Consider the following 22,443-nt stretch of genomic DNA (forward strand, 5'->3'; position numbering starts at 1 on the left):
AGATGGCCGAGTGGCGGAATCCTCTGCGGGACAAACGCGACAAGCGGATGCCCCGGATCGCCGGGCCGTGCAGCGTGGTGATCTTCGGTGTGACCGGCGATCTGGCGCGCAAGAAGTTGATGCCGGCCATCTATGACCTGGCCAACCGGGGCCTGCTGCCGCCGACGTTCTCGCTCATCGGGTTCGCCCGACGGGACTGGGCGGATGAGGATTTCAGCCAGGTCGTCCACGACGCCGTCAAGCAGCACGCCCGCACCCCCTTCCGCCAGGAGGTGTGGGACCGGCTCTCGGAGGGGATCCGCTTCGTCCAGGGGACCTTCGACGACGAGAAGGCGTTCGAGCAGCTGGCCGAGACGCTGAGCAAACTCGACACCGAACGCGGAACCGGCGGCAATCACGCGTTCTACCTGTCGATTCCGCCGAAGTCGTTCCCACAGGTGCTCGAACAGCTGGCCCGGACCGGCCTGGCGAAGAAGTCCGAGGGTCACTGGAGCCGGGTTGTCATCGAGAAACCCTTCGGCCACGACCTCGAGAGCGCCGCGGAACTCAACCACATCGTCAACGAGGTCTTCCCCGAGTCGTCGGTGTTCCGCATCGACCACTACCTCGGCAAAGAGACGGTCCAGAACATCCTCGCGCTGCGGTTCGCCAACGAGCTGTTCGAGCCGGTGTGGAACAGCCACTACGTCGACAGCGTGCAGATCACCATGGCCGAGGACATCGGATTGGGTGGTCGCGGCGGCTACTACGACGGGGTGGGCGCGGCCCGCGACGTCATCCAGAACCATCTGCTGCAGCTGTTGGCGCTGACGGCGATGGAGGAGCCCGTCAGCTTCTCCCCCGAGGAACTGCAGGCCGAGAAGATCAAGGTGCTCTCGGCGAGCAGACTGGCCGAGCCGTTGGACCAGACCACCGCCCGCGGTCAGTACACCGCCGGATGGCAGGGCGGCGAACGCGTGGTCGGCCTGCTGGAGGAGGAGGGCTTCTCCAAGACCTCCACCACCGAGACGTTCGCCGCCATCACGGTGGACGTCGACACCCGCCGCTGGGCCGGCGTCCCCTTCTATCTGCGGACCGGAAAACGGTTGGGCCGCAGAGTGACCGAGATCGCGCTGATCTTCAAGCGGGCCCCGCATCTGCCGTTCGACGCGACCATGACCGAGGAGTTGGGCCAGAACGCGCTGGTGATCCGGGTCCAGCCGGACGAGGGCATCACGCTGCGGTTCGGGTCCAAGGTGCCGGGCAACCAGATGGAGGTACGGGACGTCAGCATGGACTTCTCGTACGGGTCGGCGTTCGCCGAGGAGTCACCCGAGGCCTACGAACGGCTGATCCTCGACGTCCTGCTCGGCGAGCCGTCGCTGTTCCCGGTCAACGAGGAGGTCGAGTTGGCCTGGAAGATCCTCGATCCGGCGCTGGACTACTGGGCGTCCCATGGCAAACCTGACCCATACGAATCAGGCGGCTGGGGACCGGATTCGGCGTTCGAGATGTTGCACCGGAGCGGCCGCGAATGGAGGCGCCCGTGATGAGCGTCAGCGAAGAACGGAGTGTGCTGAGGTGATCATCGACCTACCCGACACCAGCACCGGCGCCATCAACAAGAAGATCCAGGCTCTCCGCGAAGAGGGCGGCGCAGTCACACTGGGCCGCGTTCTGACGCTGGTCATCGCCCCCGACACCGAGTCCATCCTCGAGGAATCGATCGACGCGGCCAATGCCGCCAGTCGCGAACATCCGTGCCGCGTGATCGTGGCAGCACCCGGTGACCGTCGCGCGGAGAAGGCGCGGCTGGACGCGCAGGTCCGGGTCGGCAGCGATGCGGGCGCCAATGAGGTTGTCGTACTTCGCCTTTCGGGACCGCTGGCCAACCACGCGAGCAGCGTGGTGATGCCGTTCCTGCTGCCCGACACGCCCGTGGTGACGTGGTGGCCGGACGTGGCGCCGCCCGTTCCCGCCGAGGACCCGCTGGGACGGCTGGCGCTACGCCGGATCACCGACGCCACCAACGTCGCGGATCCGTTGTCGGCGATCAGGAGTCGGTTGCAGGGCTACACGCCGGGCGACACCGATCTGGCATGGAGCCGGATCACCTACTGGCGGGCGCTGCTCACCGCGGCGGTCGATCAGGCACCGCACGAACCGATCAACTCGGCGCTGGTGTCCGGCCTGGCAAGCGAACCTGCGCTGGACGTGCTGGCCGGCTGGCTGGCGAGCCGCATCGAGGGACCGGTGCAGCGGACCGTCGGCGAACTCAAGGTGGAGCTGGTCCGCGACAGCGAGACCATCACGCTGAGTCGTCCGCAGGACGGTCTGACCGCCACCATCAGCCGCACCGCGAAACCGGATGCGCTGGTTCCGTTGGCGCGCAGAGAGACTCGCGAATGCTTGGCCGAGGACATGCGCCGCCTCGATGCCGACGATATCTACCTCGAGGCGCTGCAGGGAATCGAGAAGGTGCAATATCCATGAGCGGCGGGCAGGAGCGAAGCGACCGGGGGAAGAACATGAGCATTGCGGTGCGCAGGTATCCCGACAGTGACGCGCTGGTGGCCGCGGTCGGTGACCGGTTGGCCGACGAGATCGTCGGCGCCGTCGATCAGCGGGGTCGCGCCGACATCGTACTGACCGGTGGCGGAACCGGCATCAAGGTGCTGGCGCGGCTCGCCGGGCAGAGCGACCGCATCGACTGGGACAAGGTGCACCTCTACTTCGGCGACGAACGGTTCGTGCCCGCCGACGACGACGAGCGCAACGACAAGCAGGCCCGCGAGGCGCTGTTCGACCCGGTGGGCGTCCCGGCGGCGAACGTGCATGCGATGGCCGCCACCGACGGTGCGTTCGGCGACGACCTGGAGGCGGCCGCCGAGGGCTACGAACAGGAACTGGCGAAGCTGGGCGGCGGGGAGGCCACGCCGGTGTTCGATGTGCACCTGTTGGGCATGGGGCCCGAAGGGCATGTCAACTCGTTGTTCCCGCACACCCCCGCGGTTCAGGAGACGAGCCGGATGGTCGTCGGGGTCCCGGACTCCCCCAAGCCCCCGCCGCGGCGCATCACGCTGACGCTGCCCGCGGTGACCCGGTCCCGCGAGGTATGGCTGATCGTCTCCGGCGAGGGCAAAGCCGAGGCGGTGGCGGCCGCGGTGGGTGGCGCCGCGGCCGACGACTGGCCCGCCGCCGGGGCGGTCGGCCGTGAGGCGACGGTGTGGTTTCTCGATGAGGGTGCCGCTTCTCAGCTCTGAGCCATCTTGTCGGTGTGCCGTGGCACAATAGAACACATGTTCGATGACCTGTTCTTCGTCGCGGAGGACACCCCGGCATCGCGGGCGGCGTTGTCCGCGGTGTCGGCGGCCAGCCGCGCCGAGAACCGGGCTGCTGCCGCGAGGCTGGTGGCGGTGGGCGAGCTCTGGTCGATCCGGCTCCGTGAATGCGGCGACCGCGCGGACTGGATCGTCGACGCCGAGGCGGCCGTCACCGCGGAGATCGCCGCCGAACTGCGCATCAGCCAGGGTCTCGCGGCCAGCGCACTGCGGTACGCGCAGTCCATGCAGCGCATCCCGAAGGTCGCCGACGTGTTCATCTCGGGCGCCATCCATTTCGCGCTCTTCAGGACAATCGTCTACCGCACCGACCTCATCATCGACGCCGATGTGCTGGCCGCGGTCGACGCCGAACTGGCCGTGACGGTTCCGGGCTGGCCGTCGATGACGCGGTCCCGCCTCGCGCAGCGCCTAGATAAAATCGTGCGGCGGCATGACAGCGACGCGGTGCGGAAGTCGCGCGAGAAGTCCACCGATACGCGCGAGGTGTGGATCAGCGACCGCTTCGACGGGCTGTCGGAGATCAGTGCAACGGTCCTGACGCCGCACGCACACGCCTTCGGCCGCCGACTCGCCGCGCTGGCGGCCACGGTGTGCGAGCACGATCCCCGCACGCGCGAACAACGAATGGCCGACGCGGTCGACGTCCTCACCGCCGGCGGGGACCGCATCAGATGCCGGTGCGGGCGGCTCGAGTGCACCGCCGCCGCGAACCCGCCGGCGGGGTCGGTCGTCATCCACGTCGTGACCGACGGCACCGGCGATTCGGGTGGCGCGGAGATCGGCGACGACGGGATGCTTCCGCCGGAGGTCATCGAGGAGCTTGCGCCGTCGGCCAAGACCCGCCCGGTCATCTCACCGGTCGACGAGGCGCCCGAACCGCAGTACGCACCGTCGCAAGCCCTCGCCGAATTCGTCCGGTGCCGAGACATGACATGCCGCTTCCCGGGTTGCGATCGTCCCGCCACCACCTCGGATATCGATCACACACTGCCGTACGCCGACGGCGGACCCACGCAGGCGTCGAATCTGAAATGTCTTTGCCGCCTTCATCATCTGCTCAAAACCTTCTGGGGCTGGCAGGACCGGCAGCTGACCGACGGCACGGTGATCTGGAAGTCGCCCATCGGCCAGGTGTACGTCACCACCCCGGGTTCAGCGCTGCTGTTCCCCGCGCTGTGCCGGCCCACCGCACCGATCGTGGGTGATGCGTCCGCGGCCGAGCCCCGGCCCGGTGGGCGTACCGCGATGATGCCCAGACGCCGACGCACTCGCGCGCAGGATCGGGCCGCGCGGATTCTGGCCGAACGCCGTCACCACCACTCCCGACACCGCGAGAAGGCCGACCACCGGCCCGACTACGGCGACGATCCCCCACCATTCTGAGCGGGGCACGTCATACTGGCCGGGTGGCAGACAAAGGGGGCAGACCTGTCCGGACCGGACCTGAACGCATCAGGAAGCTCGCGCAGGCGGCGCTGAACGCCGATGTCACCGTCGAGCAGGTCGACACCATCCTGGAGGGTCTCAGCGAGACGCTCGAGGACCTCAACAGTTCGACCGCCAAAATCGACGCGACCATGGAACGGTTCAACGCCACCATCAACCAGATCGACGCGCTCGCACCTCGACTCATCGCCGTCGTGGACCGGATGGAGGGCATCGTGACACGGGTCGAGAACCTCGTCGGCATGGGTGAGGCGGTGCTCGGCCCGCTGGTCGCCACCGAGAACGTGGTGCGCAGCGGCGTGAACGCGATGCGCCGGACGATCGGGCTCTAACCGCTGTTGCGCAGCGCGGTGGCCAACCCGCTCATCGTCAGCAGGATCCCCCGCTGCACCAGCTCGTCCTCGTCGCCAGACCGGTAGCGCCGCAACAACTCCACCTGCAGGTGATTGAGCGGCTCCAGGTATGGGAACCGGTTGAACACCGACCGCGCCAACGCCGGGTTGTCGGCGAGCAGATCGTCCTGACCGGTGATCAGGCTGTGCATCCGCAGTGTGCGGGCGTGTTCGTCGGCGATTTTGTCGAACACCCTGCTGCGCAACGCCTCGTCCTCCACCAGCTCCGAATACCGGGCGGCCAGACCGAGATCCGACTTCGCCATCACCTGCGCCATGTTCGACAGCACGGTCCGGAAGAACGGCCAGCGCCGGTAGAGATCCTGAAGCGTCTCCAGTCGGCTCTCGTCCTCTGCGATGTACTGCTCGAACGCGCTGCCCGTGCCGTACCAACCGGGCAGCATCACCCGCGACTGACTCCACGCCAGCACCCACGGGATCGCCCGCAGATCGGAGATCGACGTCGTCGGCTTCCGCGACGCCGGCCTGCTGCCGATGTTGAGCGCCCCGATCTCGCTGACCGGCGTCGAAGCCTTGAAGTAGTCCACGAAACCCGGTGTCTCGTGGACGAGTTCGGCATAGGCCCGCTGCGCGCGGGCGGCCAGATCGTCGAGCACCTCGTAGGCACTCGAGGCGAGATCCCCCAGGCCCTCGATGTCGAGCAGCGTCGATTCCAGCGTCGCCGCCACCAGCGTCTCGAGGTTGCGGTGCGCGATCCGGGGTTCGGCATACTTGGCGGCGATCACCTCGCCCTGTTCGGTGAGGCGCAGCGAACCGTTCACCGCACCGGGCGGTTGCGCGAGGATCGCCTCATAGCTCGGCCCACCGCCACGGCCGACCGTCCCACCGCGACCGTGGAAGAGCCGCAACCGGATTCCGGTCTTACGGGCCGATTCCACGAGGTCGAGTTCGGCCCGGTACAGCGCCCAGTTCGCCGCGAGGTATCCGCCGTCCTTGTTGGAGTCGGAGTACCCGAGCATCACCTCCTGGCTGTCCCCGCGCGCGGTCACCATGGCCCGGTACAGCGGGAGATCCAGCGCCGCCTCCAGGATCGACGATCCGCGTTGCAGGTCGTCGATGGTCTCGAAGAGCGGGACCACCCCCACCGGGGCGTACGGCTCGTCCCCCGAGACGTCCAGCAGCCCGGCCTCTTTGAGCAGGATCGCGGCCTCGAGCATGTCCGATACGGACTCGCACATCGAGATGATGTAGTTGGGCACCGCCTGGGGCCCGAACACCCGCACCGCGCGGGCGCCGGCCCGCACGATGTCCAGTTCCTTGCGCGCCAACTCGGACAGTTCCGCACCCTCGCGGGTCAGCGGCCTGCGGGTGGCCAGTTCGGCGGCCAGCAGGTCCACCCGCTCCGGCTCGGACAGCGAGGCGTAGTCGTCGTGCACTCCCGCCCAGGCCAGCAGCTCGGCCACCACCTCCTCGTGCACGTCGGAGTTCTGGCGCATGTCCAGCCCCGACAGGTGAAAACCGAAGACGCGCACGGCTTCCCGCAACCGCAGCAACCGGTCGTCGGCGAGCACCGAGCTGCCGTGGGCGCGCAGCGAGGCGTCGACGACGTCGAGGTCGGCCAGCAGTTCGCCGGGGCTGTCGTAGCGGGTCAGGCCGAGGTCGAGTTCGTGTTCGGGCTGCCGGTCGAGGATCGCGGTGGCGGTGGCGGTCAGCCGGCCGTGGATCACCCGCAGCGCCCGCCGATACGGTTCGTCCGCGCGGGCGGCCTCCTCGCAGGCGTCGGCCAGTGCGGAGAGCTCATCGGTGATGGTCACCAGCCGCGCCGACATCGACAGCTCCTGCTGCAGCGCCGTCAGTTCGGTGAAGTAGTGCGCGAAGGCGGTGTAGGCCGCCCGTGAGGTGGCCTGCCGCACCACGTCGGCAGTGACGTTGGGGTTGCCGTCGCGGTCGCCGCCGATCCACGACCCTGGCCGCAGGAGGGGTTCGCTGAGCAGTTCGGCGCCGGGCCAGCGGGCCTGCAACGCGGCGCGCACCTCACCGTTGACGCGCGGGATCACCTCGAACAGGGCCGCGGGATAGTAGCGCAGCCCGGTCTCGATCTCGTCCTGGATCTTCAGACGCGACAACCGGACCAGCGCCGTCTGCCACAGCGTCAGGATGTGCCGGCGCAGCTCCAGGTCGACGTCCTCACCGAGTGCCCGCAGCCGCATCAACTCGGTGATCCGGTGTTGGGTGTCGAAGACGGTGCGCCGACGCGTCTCGGTCGGATGAGCGGTGATCACCGGCGACACCAGTGCCCCGGCCAGCGCTTCGGCGACCTCGGCTGCGCTCAGGTCGGCTGAGTCGAGCTTGGCGTACGTCGCGGCGAGGGTGCTGTCCTGCGGCGGGTCGCCCGCCGCGACGTGGATCGCGCGCCTGCGTTCGCGGTGGATGTCCTCGGCGACATTCGCCAGCAGCGCGAAGTGGGTGAAGGCACGGATCACGGGGATCGCCGCGCGGGCCTCGATGCCGTCGAACAGCTGGGACAGTTCCGCGCGGTCGATCTCGGAGCGGCGCACCCGGAAGGACTCCACCCGGGCGCGTTCGACGAGGTCGAAGACCTCATCGCCGTTCTGTTCGCGGACCGTGTCGCCGAGAATGGTGCCCAGCAGCCGGATGTCCTCGCGCATCGGTTCGGTGGCCTCGCGGCCGACCTTGGTGCGGGTCACCGAGCCGATGGGCTCCAACGCGTCGGGGAGATCAGACATCGTTCCAGTATCGACGCATGCCCCTGGCGACGCAGGACGGGAGGCGCGTCAGCTGAACTTGATCTCCAGCGCCACACCGACGATCGCGACGATCCAGATACCGGTCACGAACAGCGTCAACCGGTCGAGGTTCTTCTCGACGACCGTGGAGCCGGACAGGCTGGACTGCACACCGCCACCGAACAGCGTGGACAGGCCACCGCCCTTGGCGCGATGCAGCAGCACCAGGAGCACCACCAGGAAACTGGTGATGATCAACGTGATCTGCAGCGCGAGCATCATGGCGGACAGCCTACAGGCCTGCGACGACCGCTCAGGGCAGGGGCCCGCCGGCTGCGATCGCCGACAGGGTGGCGAACTGCTCCCCGTCCAGCGAGGCACCGCCGACCAACGCGCCGTCGACATCCTCCTGCGCGACGATCTCGCCGACGTTCTTGGCGTTGACCGAACCGCCGTAGAGCACCCGCACCCCCGCCGCGATCTGCGGCGACGCCAGCTCACCCAGCAGCGCCCGCAGCGCCTTGCAGACCTCCTGCGCGTCGCCCGCACTGGCCACGCGGCCGGTGCCGATCGCCCAGACCGGTTCGTACGCGACGACGGTCTGACCGATCTGCTCGGCTGTCAGGCCGGCCAGCGATCCGCGCAGCTGTTCCACACAGTGTTCGACGTGGTTGCCGGCCTCGCGCACCTCGAGGTGCTCGCCCATGCAGACGATCGGGGTGATGCCGTGCCGCAGCGCCGCTGCGGCCTTGGCGGCGACGAGCGCGTCGTCCTCGTGGTGGTAGGTCCGACGCTCGGAATGTCCGACCACGGCGAAGGAGCAGCCCAGCTTGGCCAGGAACGCGCCGCTGACCTCGCCGGTGTAGGCGCCGGAATCGTGCTGGCTGATGTCCTGCGCACCGTAGGTCAGCTTCAGTCGGTCGCCGTCGACCAGGGTCTGCACGCTTCGCAGATCCGTGAACGGCGGGATCACCGTGACGTCGACCTTGTCGAAGTACTTCTCGGGCAGCGAGAAGGCGATCTTCTGCACCAGGGCGATGGCCTCGAAATGGTTGAGGTTCATCTTCCAGTTGCCCGCGATAAGCGGCTTACGGCTCACTGCTGACCCTCCAGAACCTCGATGCCCGGCAATTTCTTGCCTTCCAGATACTCCAGGGATGCGCCGCCGCCGGTGGAGATATGGGAGAACCCGTCCTCCGGCAGACCGAGCTGACGCACGGCCGCGGCGCTGTCGCCGCCACCGACCACGCTGAACGCACCCTTACCCGTCGCGCCGATGATCGCCTCGGCCACACCCTTGGTGCCCGCGGCGAACGCCGGAAACTCGAATACGCCCATCGGACCGTTCCAGAAGATCGTCCTGGCGTTGGACAGCAGTGCGGTGAACCGCTTCACCGACTCCGGCCCGATGTCCAGACCCATCTTGCCGTCCGGGATCTGATCGGCGGCAACGGTTTCCGAGTCGGAGTCGGCGGAGAACTCGGTCGCGGCGACGATGTCGACGGGCAGGTGGATCACGTCGCCGTACTTGTCGAGCAGGTCGCGACAGGTGTCGAGCATCTCCTCCTGCAGCAACGACTTGCCCACCGAAACCCCCTGTGCGGCAAGGAAGGTGAAGCACATGCCGCCGCCGATGAGGATGCTGTCGGCCTTGGTGGCGAGGTTCTCGATGACCGCCAGCTTGTCGGAGACCTTCGACCCGCCGAGCACCACCGCGTACGGGCGGTCGGTGGAGCTGGTCAGCTGCTCGAGCACCTTGACCTCGGCGGCGACGAGCGTGCCGGCGTAGTGCGGCAGCAGCGTCGCGACGTCGTAGACCGAGGCCTGCTTGCGGTGCACCACACCGAAACCGTCGGACACGAACGCCGCCGTCGGCCCACCTGGGGAGTCGACCAACTCGACCAGCGCCTTGGCCAGCTTCATCCGTTCGGCGTCGTCCTTGCTGGTCTCACGCTCGTCGAAGCGGATGTTCTCCAGCAGCAGGATGTCACCGTCGGTGAGCCCCTCGGCACGGGCCAGCGCGTCGGTGCCGACGACGTCGCCGGCGAGCTGCACGTGCCGGCCCAACTCGTCGCCGAGCGCCTTCGCGACCGGCTTGAGGGAGAACTTCGGATCCACCCCGCCCTTGGGCCGGCCCAGATGCGCGGTGACCACAACCTTGGCGCCGGCCTCGGCCAGCGCTTTGAGCGTGGGCACCGACGCGTGGATCCGGCCAGGATCGGTGATCGCACCGGAGTCGTCGAGCGGCACGTTGAGGTCGGAGCGCACCAAGACGCCCCGACCCTCGACGCCGTCGTTCAGGAGATCCTCAAGCGTCTTGACGCTCATCGCGCTTAGAGAGACTTGCCGACGAGGGCGACCAGATCGACGAGCCGGTTGGAGTAGCCCCACTCGTTGTCGTACCAGGAGACGACCTTGGCCTGATTGTCGATGACCTTGGTCAGACCCGAGTCGAACAGCGAGCTGTGCGGGTCGGTGACGATGTCGCTGGAGACGATCGGGGCGTCGTAGTACTTAAGAATCCCTTTCAGCGGTCCCTCGGCGGCGGACTTGAACGCGGCGTTGATCTCGTCGGCGGTGGCCGACTTGTTCAGCTCGGCGGTCAGGTCGGTGACCGAACCGGTCGGGATCGGGACGCGCAGCGCGTAGCCGTCGAGCTTGCCCTTGAGCTCGGGCAGCACCAGGCCGATCGCCTTGGCGGCGCCGGTCGAGGTGGGGACGATGTTGATGGCGGCGGCGCGGGCGCGACGCAGGTCCTTGTGCGGGCCGTCCTGCAGGTTCTGATCCTGGGTGTAGGCGTGGATCGTCGTCATCAGGCCCTTGGCGATGCCGAACTCGTCGTTGAGGACCTTGGCCAGCGGGCCGAGGCAGTTCGTGGTGCACGAGGCGTTGGAGATGATGTTCTGGCTGCCGTCGTACTTGTCGTCGTTGACGCCCAGCACGATGGTGATGTCCTCGTCGCTGGCCGGCGCGCTGATGATGACCTTCTTGGCACCCGCGTCGAGGTGGCCCTGAGCCTTGTCGCGCTTGGTGAAGATGCCGGTCGACTCGACGACGACGTCAACGCCCAGGTCACCCCACGGCAGCGCCGACGGGCCTTCCTTGATCGACAGGCCCTTGAGCTTGTGACCGCCGACGTTGATGTCCTCGCCGTCGACGCTGACGTCGTACGGCAGCCGGCCGAGGATCGAGTCGAATTTCAGCAGATGCGCGAGGGTCTCGTTGTCGGTGAGGTCGTTGACGGCCACGATCTCGATGTCGGAGTTCTTGCCCTCACGCTTCTGCGCGTCCAGGGCGCGGAAGAAGTTGCGTCCGATGCGGCCGAAACCGTTTACGCCTACGCGGATGGTCACGTCGATGTCCCCTTGTCTGCCTCTGGTGTATTACTCGCCGTCCAGCCTAGTGGGTGGCCAGGCTCTGGTCGGCGTAGGGATTGCCCAGCCACCGGCGGCGGATCTGCTGCAGCGTGCCGTCGTCCTCGAGTTCGGCCTGGGCGACGGTGATGCGGCTGAGCAGCTGGGTGTCGCCGACGGCGACGGCGATCGCGATGTGCTCGGTGGACAGGCCCTGCTGTACGACGTCGACGGTGGTCATCGGCTTGACCACTTCGGCCAGCACGGGGCTCAGCGCGATGAACGCGTCACAGTCACCGACCCATTCGCCCGGACGGTCGTAGCGCCGGACGGCACCCGCCTTGCCGTCGGCGACGAGCTGGTCGGCGACGATCCCGGCGCTGCTGCCGCGACACACCCCGACGGTCAGCCCCTCGAGGTCGTCGACGGAGCGGACCTCGGGCTGCCGGGCGGTGTCGACGGCCAGCGCCTGTCCGCTGATCAGGTACGGCGGGACGAACGCCGCCATCTGCTCGCGTTCGGGGGTGACGGTGATGCCGGCGGCCACGCAGTCGTAGACCGTGCCGAGCCGGGCGAGCACCGCGTCGAAGTCGCCCTCGCACGCGACGAACTCCACCGTCTCGGAGAGACGCTCGGCGATCGCGGTCATCAGGTCGATGTCGAGCCCGGCTGGCGCGTCCCCGTCACCCGACATGCTGCTGAACGGAGGGTCGGGCACGACGACACCGACCCGGAGAGTGCCCATGCGTTCCACGGTAGCCGGGTTACATGGGAACGATGCACGATGCCGTCGGTCCCCATCCGCAATATGACACCTTCGCCGACGACTTCCTCGACCACGCCCGCGGCGGCCTCTACAACGCGCATTACGACAGACCGGCGTGTCTCGCGCTGCTCGGCGATGTCGCGGGGCGGACGGTTCTGGACGCCGCCTGCGGGCCGGGGCTCTACGCCGAGGAACTCAGCGCCGCCGGCGCCCACGTGATCGGGTTCGATCAGAGTCCCCGGATGACTGAATTGGCCCGGCTACGAGCACCATCGGGCCACTTCCGCACTCACGATCTCGCCGATCCACTGACGTGGCTCGCCGACGAGTCGGTCGATCTCGCCCTGCTCGCTCTGGCCCTGGAGTACGTCGACGACAGAGTCCGGGCGCTTCGGGAACTGCGCCGGGTGATTCGTCCTGATGGCGCCTTGGTGCTGTCGCGAATGCACCCTACCGGCGACTGGCTCCGCCACGGCGGCAATTACTTCGCGGCACGGGTGATCGAGGAGACGTGGAGCCGCGGCTGGCGAGTTCGTTACTGGCTGACGCCACTCGAGCAGACCTGCGAAGAGCTCAGATCCGCCGGCTTTCTGATCGAAAGACTCACCGAACCGCGCCCCACCGCCGCGGCCGAAGACATCGACCGCGAGGCGTACGAGCGGCTGTCACGCGAACCGACCGGTTTCCTCGCCATTCGCGCGGTCCCCGATCCAAGAGGGTGAACGCACTCAGGCGTCCTCGAGGAGATCCGGCGTGACGGCCGATTCGGTGTCCGGGATGCCGTCCTGTTTGGCCTTGCGGTCAGCCATCGACAGCAGCCGCCGGATGCGCCCTGCCACGGCGTCTTTCGTCATCGGCGGATCGGCGAGCCGACCCAGCTCCTCCAGCGACGCCTGGCGGTGCTCCACACGCAGCTTGCCCGCCGTGGCCAGATGATCGGGCACGGTGTCGCCGAGGATCGCCAGCGCCCGCTCCACCCGCGCCGCCGCCGCCACGGCCGCCCGCGCCGACCGGCGCAGATTCGCGTCGTCGAAGTTGGCCAGCCGGTTGGCCGTCGCGCGGACCTCGCGGCGCATCCGCCGCTCCTCCCACGTCAGCCGGGTGTCCTGAGCGCCCATCCGGGTCAGCAGCGCGCCGATCGCCTCGCCGTCGCGCACCACCACGCGATCGCTGCCCCGCACCTCGCGGGCCTTCGCGCTGACCCCGAGCCGCCGCGCCGCGCCCACGAGCGCCAGCGCGGCCTCCGGACCGGGGCAGCTGACCTCCAGCGCCGACGACCGGCCCGGTTCGGTCAGCGAGCCGTGCGCGAGGAACGCGCCGCGCCAGGCCGCCTCCGCGTCGCCGACGCTGCCGCCGACCACCTGGGCGGGCAGACCGCGCACCGGCCGGCCTCGCATGTCGAGCAGTCCCGTTTGCCTCGCCAAGGCTTCTCCGTCTTTGGCGACCCGCACCACATATCGGGTGCCCTTGCGAATACCGCTGGCGGACAACATGTGTACGACCGCCTGGTAACCGTAGAGGTCGTAGATGTCCTTCTTCAGCCGGCGGGCGATGTTGCCGAGGTCGACTTCCGCCTCGACCACCACCCGGCCCGACACGATGTGCAGACCGCCCGCGAACCGCAGCAGCGAGGCGACCTCGGCGCGACGGGCGCTGACCGAGTTGACCACCAACCGGCTCAGCTCGTCCTTCACCTCGGCTGTCATCGCCACGGGTCGTCACCTCTCGATTGGTTCAGTGTCGGTGCGGGTGCTGCCGGCGCCTGGACCGGGTCTGCGGCCTGCCCGCGGAGCCGCACCCCTTCCAAGGTCGCGGCCAGCTTCGCCGGGTCATGTAAAGGTGTACCAGGTCGGGACACGTCGGCGAACTCGACTCGGGCACCCAGGATGGTCGCCGTCCGGCTCAGCTGCTCGCGTTCCCGGTCGCTGGGCACGTGGCCCGCGTCGACGACGATCTCGTCGATGGTGAACTCGGGGGCGTGCTGCGCCAGCACGTGGATGTGCCGCTCGGCGGAGAACCCCGCGGTCTCCCCCGGCTCCGCAGCCAGATTCAGCACCAGCGCACGCCGCGCCGTCGTGGAACGCAGCGCCGCCGCCAACTCCGGAACCAGCACGTGCGGGATGACGCTGGTGAACCAGGACCCGGGCCCGAGCACCACCAGATCCGCCGCCATGATCGCGTCGACGGCCTGCCGGGTGGCGGGCGGATCGCCGGGCAGCAGCCGCACCCGCCGGACCTTGCCGACGGTCGTCGCGATCGCCACCTGGCCGCGGATCACCCGGCTCATCCGCGGATCCGCCTCCAGGCCGGCCACGTCGGCCTCGATCTGCAGCGCGATCGGGCACATCGGCAGCACCCGGCCCTTCACCCCGAGCATGCGGCCCAACTCGTCGAGGGCGGCCACCGGATCGGCCAGCACCTCCGACAGTCCGGCCAGCATCAGGTTGCCGATCGGATGCCCCGCCAGCGCCCCGCTGCCCCCGAACCGGTGCTGGATGATCGTCGCCCACAACCGGCCGTGCGGGCTGTCGGATGCCAACGCCGCCAACGCCATCCGCAGATCACCCGGCGGCACCACGTCGAGTTCGGAGCGCAACCGGCCCGAGGAGCCTCCGTCGTCGGCGACCGTGACGACGGCCGTCACATGCGGGCTCAGGCGCCGGGCCGCGGACAGTGTGGCGTAGAGCCCGTGTCCACCGCCGAGCGCGACGATGCGGGCACTCATTCGCGACCCAGATCCCGGTGCAGCACCCGCACCGTGAGGTCGTCACCGCCTTGCAGTCGGCCGGCGAGAGCCTCGGCCATCGCGACGCTGCGGTGCTTACCGCCGGTGCAGCCGATCGCGACGGTCATGTAGCGCTTGCCCTCCCGCCGGTATCCGTCGATGACCACGTCGAGCAGCCGGTGGTAGGTGTCGAGGAACTCCACAGCGCCGGGCTGTCCCAGCACGTAGTCGCGGACACCGGGGTGCTGACCGGTGTGCCTGCGCAACTCGTCCACCCAGTGCGGATTCGGCAGGAACCGGACGTCCATCACGGTGTCGGCGTCCATCGGCAGTCCGTACTTGTAGCCGAAGGACTCCACGGTCACGTTGGTGTGCGCGACGGTCTCCTCGCCGAACGCGCGCTCGATGCTCTCGCGCAGGGCGGGCACCGACAGCGACGACGTGTCGATCACCAGATCGGCCGATGCCCGGACCGGCGACAGCAACGCGCGCTCCCGCGCGATGCCCTCGGCGAGGGTCTGACCACCCTGCAGCGGATGGCTGCGCCGGTTCTGTTCGTACCGGCGCACCAGGATGTCGTCGCTGGCCTCGAGGAACAGCACGCGCGGGGTGATGCCGCGCAGCGCGAGGTCGCTGCGCACCCAGTCCAGGTCGCCGGTGAACCCGCGGGACCGGACGTCCATCACGACCGCGAGCTGGGTGATCCGCGATCCGGCGGCCAGGCCGAGCTCCACCATGCGGGCGATCAGTTCGGGCGGCAGGTTGTCGGCGACATACCAGCCGAGATCCTCGAGGACCTTCGCCGCGGTACCGCGACCCGCCCCCGACAGTCCCGTCACCAGCACGACATCGATGCCCCCTTCCCCCTGGTGATCGATGTCGCCGGCCTGCACCTGCTCACTCATTCGTCGTCTCTGCCATTTCGATATCCACCCCGGAGGCCTGTACTGAATCATCGCCGATAACCGGCTTGGGCGCGTCCGATTCGGCGCCCAGGGCCTCCAGCACCGCCCGGGCCGTGGCCACCCCGATCCCCGGCACCGCGGTGATGTCCTCGACGCTGGCCTCCTTCAGACGCGCCACCGAACCGAAATGGGTGACCAGGGCCTTGCGCCGGTGTTCCCCGAGCCCGCGCACCGAATCCAGCGCCGAGGCCGTCATCCGCTTGGACCGCTTACTGCGGTGGTAGGCGATCGCGAACCGGTGCGCCTCGTCGCGGACCCGCTGCAGCAGATAGAGACCCTCGCTGTTGCGCGGCAAAATTACGGGATCCGGCCCCAGATCTGACCCTGATGGCACCCACACCTCCTCGAGGCGTTTGGCCAGCCCGATCACCGCCACGTCGCTGATGCCCAGGTCGTCGAGCACCGCCTGCGCGGCGTTCACCTGCGGTGCGCCGCCGTCGACGACGAACAGGTTCGGCGGATAGGCGAACTTGCGCGACCGGCCCTCCGGTGACAGCTCCGTCGGATGCTGGGTGTCGTGCAGGTGGCGGTAGAAGCGGCGCCGGGTCACCTCGGCGATGGAGGCGACGTCGTCGGACCGGCCGTCGCCGGCGGCCTCTCGGATTGCGTAATGGCGGTAGTCGGATTTGCGGGGCAGCCCGTCCTCGAACACCACCAGCGACGCGACCACGTCGGTGCCCTGGACGTGGCTGATGTCGACGCACTCGATGCGCAGCGGCGCGTCGGCCAACCCGAGCGCGTCCTGAATGCTCTGCAGCGCAGCGGTTCTCGCGGTGAAGTCACCGGCCCGCTTGAGTTTGTGCTGGGCCAGCGCGTCCTGGGCGTTGCGTCTGACGGTCTCGGCCAGCGCCTTCTTGTCGCCGCGCTGCGCCACCCGCAGCGCCACCCGGGAGCCGCGCAGCGTGCTCAGCCACGTCGTCAGCTCGTCGGCGTTGTCGGGTAGACACGGCACCAGCACCTGACGCGGCACCGGATTGGTCGCCTCGTCCCCGTCGACGGCGCCCCCGCCGTCGCCGGCGCCCGCGAGCTCGGCCTGCTCACCGTAGAACTGGGTGAGGAACTGTTCGACCAGCTGACCCTCGCCGGAGTCCCCGGGCTCTCCCGACTTCTCGACGATCCAGCCGCGTTGGCCGCGCACCCGGCCACCGCGCACGTGGAACACCTGCACGGCGGCCTCGAGATCGTCGGCGGCGAAGGCCACCACGTCGGCGTCGGTACCGTCGCCGAACACCACGGCCTGCTTCTCCAGCGCACGCTTGAGCGCGCCGATGTCGTCGCGCAGCCGCGCGGCCCGCTCGAAGTCGAGCTGTTCGGCCGCCTCGGTCATCTGCTGTTCCAGGTCGCGGGCCAGGCGGTCGGTCTTACCCGCGAGGAAGTCGCAGAAATCCAAGACGATCTTGCGGTGTTCCTCGGCGGTGACGCGTCCGACGCACGGCGCCGAGCACTTGTCGATGTAGCCGAGCAGGCAGGGCCGCTCGATCTGGCTGTGCCGCTTGAAGACTCCGTTCGAGCACGTGCGGGCCGGAAACACCCGGGTGAGCAGGTCGACGGTCTCGCGGATCGCCCAGGCGTGTGAGTAGGGGCCGAAGTAGCGGACACCCTTCTTGCGTGGGCCGCGGTACACCTTCAGCCGCGGGTACTCCTCGTTGAGGGTGACCGCCAGCACCGGATACGACTTGTCGTCGCGGTAGCGGATGTTGAAGCGCGGATCGAATTCCTTGATCCAGTTGTACTCGAGCTGCAGCGCCTCGACCTCGGTGTTGACGACGGTCCACTCGACGCTGCCCGCGGTCATCACCATCTGGCGGGTGCGGGGTGCCAGCCCGGAGATGTCGGCGAAGTAGGAGTTCAGTCTGCTGCGCAGGCTCTTGGCCTTGCCCACGTAGATGACCCGGCCGTGCGGATCGCGGAACCGGTAGACCCCCGGCTGCACCGGTATGGACCCGGGCGCGGGGCGGTATGTCGCGGGATCGGGCACGTGGACAAGGTTACTGTTCAATACCGACGGGAGTTCCGGACAGGTCGCGGGGCCCTCAGCTACCTTCGAGAGGTGCGGAATACGGTGCCGACCCGGAAGGTCACCGCTGCGCTCGCGACTCTGACGCTGCTCGTGGCGGGCTGCGCGGCGAACGAGCGACGGTCCGCGCCGCCCGATCCGCCCTGCGAGATCGTGTCCAACGGCACACCGACCCCCAAGACGTCGACCGCTCGCGCCGGGGGCAGCCTGGCCGAGAATCCGGAGATCACCACCGGCTACCGCAAGGACATGACACCGGTGCGGACCGCGCGGTACTCGGTCGCAACCGCGAATCCGCTGGCGAGTCAGGCCGCCTGCCGGGTGTTGCGCGACGGCGGCACCGCGGCAGACGCCCTGGTCACCGCACAGGCCATGCTGGGCCTGGTCGAACCTCAGTCCTCGGGCATCGGCGGAGGCGGGTTCCTGCTCTACTTCGACGCCGCCTCCGGCGCCGTGCAGGCCTACGACGGGCGAGAGACCGCGCCGGCCGCCGCCACGGAGAACTATCTGCGCTGGATCAGCGACACCGACCGCACCGCGCCCAAACCCGACGCGCGGGCCTCCGGCCGGTCGATCGGCGTTCCCGGCATCGTGCGCATGCTGGCCGACGTGCACGCCGCCCACGGCAAGACGGCGTGGCGGGAGCTGTTCGGCCCGGCGGTCCGGCTCGCCGACGACGGTTTCGACATCAGCCCCCGACTCGCCGCCGCCATCGCCGACAGCCGCGACGAACTGCGTGTCGACCGGGCGGCCGCCGCCTACTTCCTCAACGCCGACGGCGGTGCGAAGACCCCGGGCAGCCGGGTGACGAACCCGGCGTACGCGAAGACGCTGGGCGCCATCGCCACCGACGGACCCGACGCCTTCTACACCGGGCCGATCGCCGATTCGATCGTCGAGGCCGTCGCCGATGCGTCCGGCGGCCGCACGCCCGGCGCGATGACGCTCGAGGATCTCGCCGGTTACACCGCCAAGGTCCGCACTCCGCTGTGCCGCCCGTACCGCGGTAAGGACGTCTGCGGGATGCCGCCGCCGTCGTCGGGCGGGATCGCCGTGCTGGCCACGCTCGGGATGATCGAACGCTTCGACATGGGTGAGCACCGGCCGACCGACATCGACCTCAACGGCGGCCATCCCGCGGTGCTGGGTGTACATCTGATCTCCGAGGCCGAACGCCTCGCCTACGCCGACCGCGACCGGTATGTGGCCGACACCGATTTCGTCGAACTGCCCGGCGGCAATCCCGATGCGCTGCTGAACAGCCAGTACCTCGCCGGCCGGTCGGCGCTGATCAATCCGCAGCGCAGTATGGGCACCGCCCGGCCCGGCGAGTTCGGGCCGCCGGCCGCGCCGGTCCCTCAACCCCCCGAGCACGGCACCAGCCAGGTCAGCATCGTCGACTCGTACGGCAATGCCGCCTCGCTGACCACCACCGTCGAATCGGCGTTCGGCTCGTTCCACATGGTCGACGGTTTCCTGCTCAACAACCAGCTCACCGATTTCTCCGCCGAACCCGTCGGGCCGGACCAGGTCCCGGTGGCCAACCGGCTGCAGCCGGGAAAGCGGCCGCGCAGCACCATGTCCCCCATGCTGGTGTTCGACCCGGCGCCCCCGGGCCCACCCGGGACGCGCGGTCCGCTGTACGCGGTGCTCGGATCGCCCGGCGGTTCGGTGATCATCCAGTTCGTCGTGAAAACGGCGGTGGGACTGCTGGATTGGGGTCTGGATCCCCAGCAGGCCGTGGGTATGGTCGATTTCGGCGCCGCCAACACTCCGGAGACCAACGTCGGCGGCGAGCACCCGGACGTCGACATCAGCGATGACGGCGATCACGATCCCCTGATCACGGGTCTGCGCAGACTCGGCCACGTCGTCGACTTCGCCGACCAGTCCAGCGGACTGTCCGCGATCGTCCGCGAACAGGACGGCTGGATCGGGGGCGCCGACCCCCGGCGTGAGGGCATGGTGATGGGCGACCCCCGGCAGGCGGGTGCGTGACGGTCACCCGGGTGGCGCGGCTGACCGAGGCGGACTGGCAGGTGTTCGCCGTCATCCGACTGCAGGCGCTGACCGATTCGCTCGGCCCGACCGATCCGCAGTACCGCCGGGAGGCGTCGTTCACCGCCGCCCAGTGGCGACGGCGGCTGCGCGACCACGTCGCGTTCACCGTGCTGGTCGACGAACGGCCGATGGGACTGATCAGCGCGCAGCACCAGTCGGTGGATTCGGTGTATCTGTACTCGCTGTGGCTGGCACCCGAGGCCCGCGGCCTCGGGCTGGCCGGCGATCTGCTCGACGCGGCGGTGCAGTGGGCGCGCAGCAAGCACGTGCACACCGTGACGCTGCGGGTGGCGCCGGACAACGACGTGGCGCGCGGAATCTACGAGAAGGCGGGGTTCAGGGTCGCGGCCGCGACCGTCGGACCGCGCCGCGAACTGGCGATGTCACTGACTGTGTGAGTGATACCGCGCCATGGTCTCGCGCAGCCGTTCCATCGCCTCCACGGCGCGCAGCTTGTCGACGGACTGGATCGCCATCAGCGGGATGTACTCGTCGTCGGGGAGATCGAGCCGGGCCCAGCGCGCGCCGCGCGGGAACGACACCCCCTCCACGTCGGCCCACCTGATCACGCGGTCGGACCACAGGTTTCGCACCGCCACCCCGGCGGCCCCCGCGCGCAACCGCGGCCGGGCGAACAGCAGCACCACAGCGCCGATGATGCAGCCGACCAGCGCGATCGCCACCTGGTCGGCGGTCTGGAAGATCACCCCGCTGGAGCCGACCTTCAGTAACAGGCCGACCGCGACGTGAACGGCGACGATGAGAGCCGCGGCGGCGTAGGCGAAGTACGGCGTGAGCTTCGGCCGGATCTCCAGCTCCCACTCCGGCGTTCGGTCGACGGTCATGATCGCTCGCGCAGATCCCGCAGCGTCAGCGCGGTCGACAGCGCGGCGGCCGCGGCCTGGGCGCCCTTGTCCTCGGCCGAACCGGGCAGACCCGCCCGATCGAGCGCTTGCTGTTCGGTGTCGGTGGTCAGCACGCCGTTGGCGACCGGGGTCGAGGCGTCCAGCGACACCCGCGTCAGCCCCTGGGTGACGGCGTCACACACGTAGTCGAAATGCGGTGTCTGACCACGGATCACGACGCCCAGCGCGACGACCGCATCGTGGTCGGCCGCGAGCGCCTGTGCCACGACGGGAATCTCGATGGCGCCGAGCACCCGGACCACCGTCGGCTCGGTCACTCCGGCGTCGGTGGACACCCGGCGGGCACCCTCGAGCAGTGCGTCACAGATCTTCTCGTGCCAGGTGCTCGCGACGATGCCGAGTTTGAGTTCGGAGGCGTCGAGGTCCGGTAGGTCGGGGATCCCTGCGCCGCCGCTCAACGGGCACCGCCCAGATCGGGCCTGCGCTCACCGAGCAGGTACACACCCTCGTCGAAATCGTCCATGCTGGTGGCTTCGTCGTATTCGTCGAGGCCGGTCAGATCGTGGCCCATGCGATCGCGTTTGGTCATCAGATAGCGGATGTTCTCGGAGTTGACCCGCACCGGCAGCGGAACCCGCTCGATGATGTGCAGGCCGTACCCGTCCAGCCCGACCCGTTTGGCGGGGTTGTTCGTCAGCAGCCGCATCGACCGCACGCCCAGGTCGACGAGGATCTGGGCGCCGATGCCGTAGTCGCGGGCGTCGGCGGGCAGCCCCAGTTTGAGGTTCGCGTCGACGGTGTCGTCGCCGGCGTCCTGCAGCTGGTAGGCCTGCAACTTGTGCATCAGCCCGATGCCGCGGCCCTCGTGGCCCCGCATGTAGAGCACCACTCCGCGGCCCTCACGGGCCACCATGGCCATCGCCGCGTCAAGCTGCGGACCGCAGTCGCAGCGCCGCGACCCGAACACGTCGCCGGTGAGGCATTCGGAGTGCACGCGCACCAGCACGTCGTGTCCGTCACCCTGCGGCCCGGCGACATCTCCGCGCACCAGGGCCACGTGTTCGACGTCCTCGTAGACGCTGGTGTAGCCGACCGCGCGGAACGGGCCGTGCCGGGTCGGAATCCGCGCCTCGGCGATGCGCTCGATGTGCTTCTCGTGTTTGCGCCGCCATTCGATCAGGTCGGCGATCGAGATCAGCGCCAGGTCGTGGTCGTCGGCGAAGACCCGCAGCTCGTCGGTCTGGGCCATCGCGCCCTCGTCCTTCTGGCTGACGATCTCGCAGATCGCGCCGGCGGGTTGCAGGCCGGCCAGCCGGGCCAGGTCGACGGCGGCCTCGGTGTGGCCGGGGCGGCGCAGCACGCCGCCGTCCTTGGCGCGTAGCGGGACCACGTGGCCAGGCTTGGTGAAGTCGTCGGCAACGGCCTCCGGGTCGGCGAGCAGACGCATCGTGGTGGCCCGGTCCATTGCCGAAATGCCAGTTCCCACACCTTTTTTCGCGTCGACGGTGACGGTGTAGGCGGTCTGGTGCTTGTCCTGGTTCACCGCATACATCGGCAGCAGACCGAGCCGGTCGCAGATCGCACCGTCCAACGGCACGCACAGATACCCGGAGGTGTAGCGCACCATGAACGCGACGAGTTCGGGGGTGGCCTTCTCGGCGGCGAAGATCAGATCGCCTTCGTTCTCGCGGTCCTCGTCGTCGATCACGACGACGGCCTTACCTGCCGCGATGTCCGCGATCGCCCGTTCGACCGAATCGAGCCTGGTCATTGTCTGCCACCCTTGCTCAGGAGTACTCGCCTCCCAGTATGAACCAACGG

21 protein-coding genes are annotated in these 22,443 nt (G+C 68.9%); 8 read left to right on the forward strand and 13 right to left on the reverse strand.

Annotation, left to right across the window (positions count from 1 at the left end; genetic code table 11):
- Nucleotides 1–2: 2 nt before the first annotated feature.
- Genes zwf through A5757_RS08070 form a run of 5 tightly spaced genes read left to right on the forward strand, consistent with a single transcriptional unit; the run spans nucleotide 3 to nucleotide 5,101 of the window.
- Entirely contained in the window at nucleotides 3–1,529 is a 1,527-nt protein-coding gene (zwf, locus tag A5757_RS08050; protein ID WP_066831103.1) for a glucose-6-phosphate dehydrogenase, read from the forward strand.
- 31 nt (nucleotides 1,530–1,560) lie between these two features.
- On the forward strand, nucleotides 1,561–2,472 hold the full coding sequence (gene opcA, locus A5757_RS08055; RefSeq protein ID WP_066831105.1) for a glucose-6-phosphate dehydrogenase assembly protein OpcA: 912 nt from the start codon (nucleotides 1,561–1,563) through the stop codon (nucleotides 2,470–2,472).
- 35 nt (nucleotides 2,473–2,507) lie between these two features.
- A complete protein-coding gene (pgl, locus tag A5757_RS08060; protein WP_066831108.1) occupies nucleotides 2,508–3,242 on the forward strand; it encodes a 6-phosphogluconolactonase in 735 nt (244 codons plus the stop codon).
- Between the two features lie 36 nt (nucleotides 3,243–3,278).
- Nucleotides 3,279–4,706: an HNH endonuclease signature motif containing protein gene (locus tag A5757_RS08065; RefSeq protein ID WP_066831112.1), complete on the forward strand. Its 1,428-nt coding sequence runs from the start codon at nucleotides 3,279–3,281 to the stop codon at nucleotides 4,704–4,706.
- A 23-nt stretch (nucleotides 4,707–4,729) separates the two neighbouring features.
- Nucleotides 4,730–5,101, forward strand: a complete 372-nt coding sequence (locus tag A5757_RS08070; protein ID WP_066831115.1) for an ATPase — start codon at nucleotides 4,730–4,732, stop codon at nucleotides 5,099–5,101.
- On the opposite strand, the gene ppc is transcribed toward A5757_RS08070, so the two are convergent.
- From ppc to A5757_RS08100, 6 genes are read right to left on the reverse strand one after another with little or no spacing between them, the layout of a single operon-like run.
- Nucleotides 5,098–7,869 (reverse strand): phosphoenolpyruvate carboxylase, encoded by a 2,772-nt coding sequence (gene ppc, locus A5757_RS08075; RefSeq protein WP_066831118.1) that lies wholly within the window; start codon nucleotides 7,867–7,869, stop codon nucleotides 5,098–5,100. The genes A5757_RS08070 and ppc overlap by 4 nt on opposite strands.
- 48 nt (nucleotides 7,870–7,917) lie before the next feature.
- On the reverse strand, nucleotides 7,918–8,151 hold the full coding sequence (secG, locus tag A5757_RS08080) for a preprotein translocase subunit SecG (protein WP_066831121.1): 234 nt from the start codon (nucleotides 8,149–8,151) through the stop codon (nucleotides 7,918–7,920).
- Between the two features lie 31 nt (nucleotides 8,152–8,182).
- A complete protein-coding gene (gene tpiA / locus A5757_RS08085; RefSeq protein WP_066831124.1) occupies nucleotides 8,183–8,968 on the reverse strand; it encodes a triose-phosphate isomerase in 786 nt (261 codons plus the stop codon).
- The gene (pgk, locus tag A5757_RS08090) at nucleotides 8,965–10,197 is read right to left on the reverse strand and encodes a phosphoglycerate kinase (protein ID WP_066831126.1); all 1,233 of its coding nucleotides are present in this window, start codon (nucleotides 10,195–10,197) and stop codon (nucleotides 8,965–8,967) included. The genes tpiA and pgk overlap by 4 nt, the downstream gene beginning before the upstream one ends.
- A gap of 5 nt (nucleotides 10,198–10,202) precedes the next feature.
- A complete protein-coding gene (gap, locus tag A5757_RS08095) occupies nucleotides 10,203–11,222 on the reverse strand; it encodes a type I glyceraldehyde-3-phosphate dehydrogenase (RefSeq protein WP_066831128.1) in 1,020 nt (339 codons plus the stop codon).
- A 46-nt stretch (nucleotides 11,223–11,268) separates the two neighbouring features.
- Complete coding sequence (locus tag A5757_RS08100) at nucleotides 11,269–11,967, reverse strand: ABC transporter substrate-binding protein (protein WP_066832260.1); 699 nt, start codon at nucleotides 11,965–11,967, stop codon at nucleotides 11,269–11,271.
- Nucleotides 11,968–11,990: 23 nt separating this feature from the next.
- Here A5757_RS08100 and A5757_RS08105 point away from each other — a divergent pair, with 23 nt between their 5' ends.
- The gene (locus tag A5757_RS08105) at nucleotides 11,991–12,710 is read left to right on the forward strand and encodes a class I SAM-dependent methyltransferase (protein ID WP_231983918.1); all 720 of its coding nucleotides are present in this window, start codon (nucleotides 11,991–11,993) and stop codon (nucleotides 12,708–12,710) included.
- Nucleotides 12,711–12,716: 6 nt separating this feature from the next.
- On the opposite strand, the gene whiA is transcribed toward A5757_RS08105, so the two are convergent.
- From whiA to uvrC, 4 genes are read right to left on the reverse strand one after another with little or no spacing between them, the layout of a single operon-like run.
- Complete coding sequence (whiA, locus tag A5757_RS08110) at nucleotides 12,717–13,694, reverse strand: DNA-binding protein WhiA (RefSeq protein WP_082929378.1); 978 nt, start codon at nucleotides 13,692–13,694, stop codon at nucleotides 12,717–12,719.
- A complete protein-coding gene (gene yvcK / locus A5757_RS08115; protein WP_066831133.1) occupies nucleotides 13,691–14,713 on the reverse strand; it encodes a uridine diphosphate-N-acetylglucosamine-binding protein YvcK in 1,023 nt (340 codons plus the stop codon). Before yvcK ends, whiA begins: the two co-directional genes overlap by 4 nt.
- Nucleotides 14,710–15,618 (reverse strand): RNase adapter RapZ, encoded by a 909-nt coding sequence (rapZ, locus tag A5757_RS08120; protein WP_066831136.1) that lies wholly within the window; start codon nucleotides 15,616–15,618, stop codon nucleotides 14,710–14,712. Before rapZ ends, yvcK begins: the two co-directional genes overlap by 4 nt.
- Nucleotides 15,611–17,656: an excinuclease ABC subunit UvrC gene (gene uvrC, locus A5757_RS08125; protein ID WP_066831138.1), complete on the reverse strand. Its 2,046-nt coding sequence runs from the start codon at nucleotides 17,654–17,656 to the stop codon at nucleotides 15,611–15,613. The genes rapZ and uvrC overlap by 8 nt, the downstream gene beginning before the upstream one ends.
- Before the next feature lie 72 nt (nucleotides 17,657–17,728).
- On the opposite strand from uvrC, the gene A5757_RS08130 reads away from it, so the two are divergent.
- Nucleotides 17,729–19,693, forward strand: coding sequence for a gamma-glutamyltransferase family protein (locus tag A5757_RS08130; RefSeq protein WP_197497290.1), 1,965 nt, complete (start codon nucleotides 17,729–17,731; stop codon nucleotides 19,691–19,693).
- Nucleotides 19,690–20,154, forward strand: a complete 465-nt coding sequence (locus A5757_RS08135) for a GNAT family N-acetyltransferase (RefSeq protein ID WP_066831140.1) — start codon at nucleotides 19,690–19,692, stop codon at nucleotides 20,152–20,154. The genes A5757_RS08130 and A5757_RS08135 overlap by 4 nt, the downstream gene beginning before the upstream one ends.
- On the opposite strand, the gene A5757_RS08140 is transcribed toward A5757_RS08135, so the two are convergent.
- Genes A5757_RS08140 through A5757_RS08150 form a run of 3 tightly spaced genes read right to left on the reverse strand, consistent with a single transcriptional unit; the run spans nucleotide 20,140 to nucleotide 22,393 of the window.
- Nucleotides 20,140–20,601 (reverse strand): PH domain-containing protein, encoded by a 462-nt coding sequence (locus A5757_RS08140; RefSeq protein WP_066831143.1) that lies wholly within the window; start codon nucleotides 20,599–20,601, stop codon nucleotides 20,140–20,142. The genes A5757_RS08135 and A5757_RS08140 overlap by 15 nt on opposite strands.
- Entirely contained in the window at nucleotides 20,598–21,080 is a 483-nt protein-coding gene (gene ribH / locus A5757_RS08145; RefSeq protein ID WP_066831146.1) for a 6,7-dimethyl-8-ribityllumazine synthase, read from the reverse strand. Before ribH ends, A5757_RS08140 begins: the two co-directional genes overlap by 4 nt.
- Nucleotides 21,077–22,393: a bifunctional 3,4-dihydroxy-2-butanone-4-phosphate synthase/GTP cyclohydrolase II gene (locus tag A5757_RS08150; protein WP_066831149.1), complete on the reverse strand. Its 1,317-nt coding sequence runs from the start codon at nucleotides 22,391–22,393 to the stop codon at nucleotides 21,077–21,079. The genes ribH and A5757_RS08150 overlap by 4 nt, the downstream gene beginning before the upstream one ends.
- Nucleotides 22,394–22,443: the final 50 nt, after the last annotated feature.

Origin of the sequence: Mycobacterium sp. 852013-51886_SCH5428379, from assembly GCF_001665575.1 — a bacterium.
Classification (GTDB): Bacteria; Actinomycetota; Actinomycetes; order Mycobacteriales; family Mycobacteriaceae; genus Mycobacterium.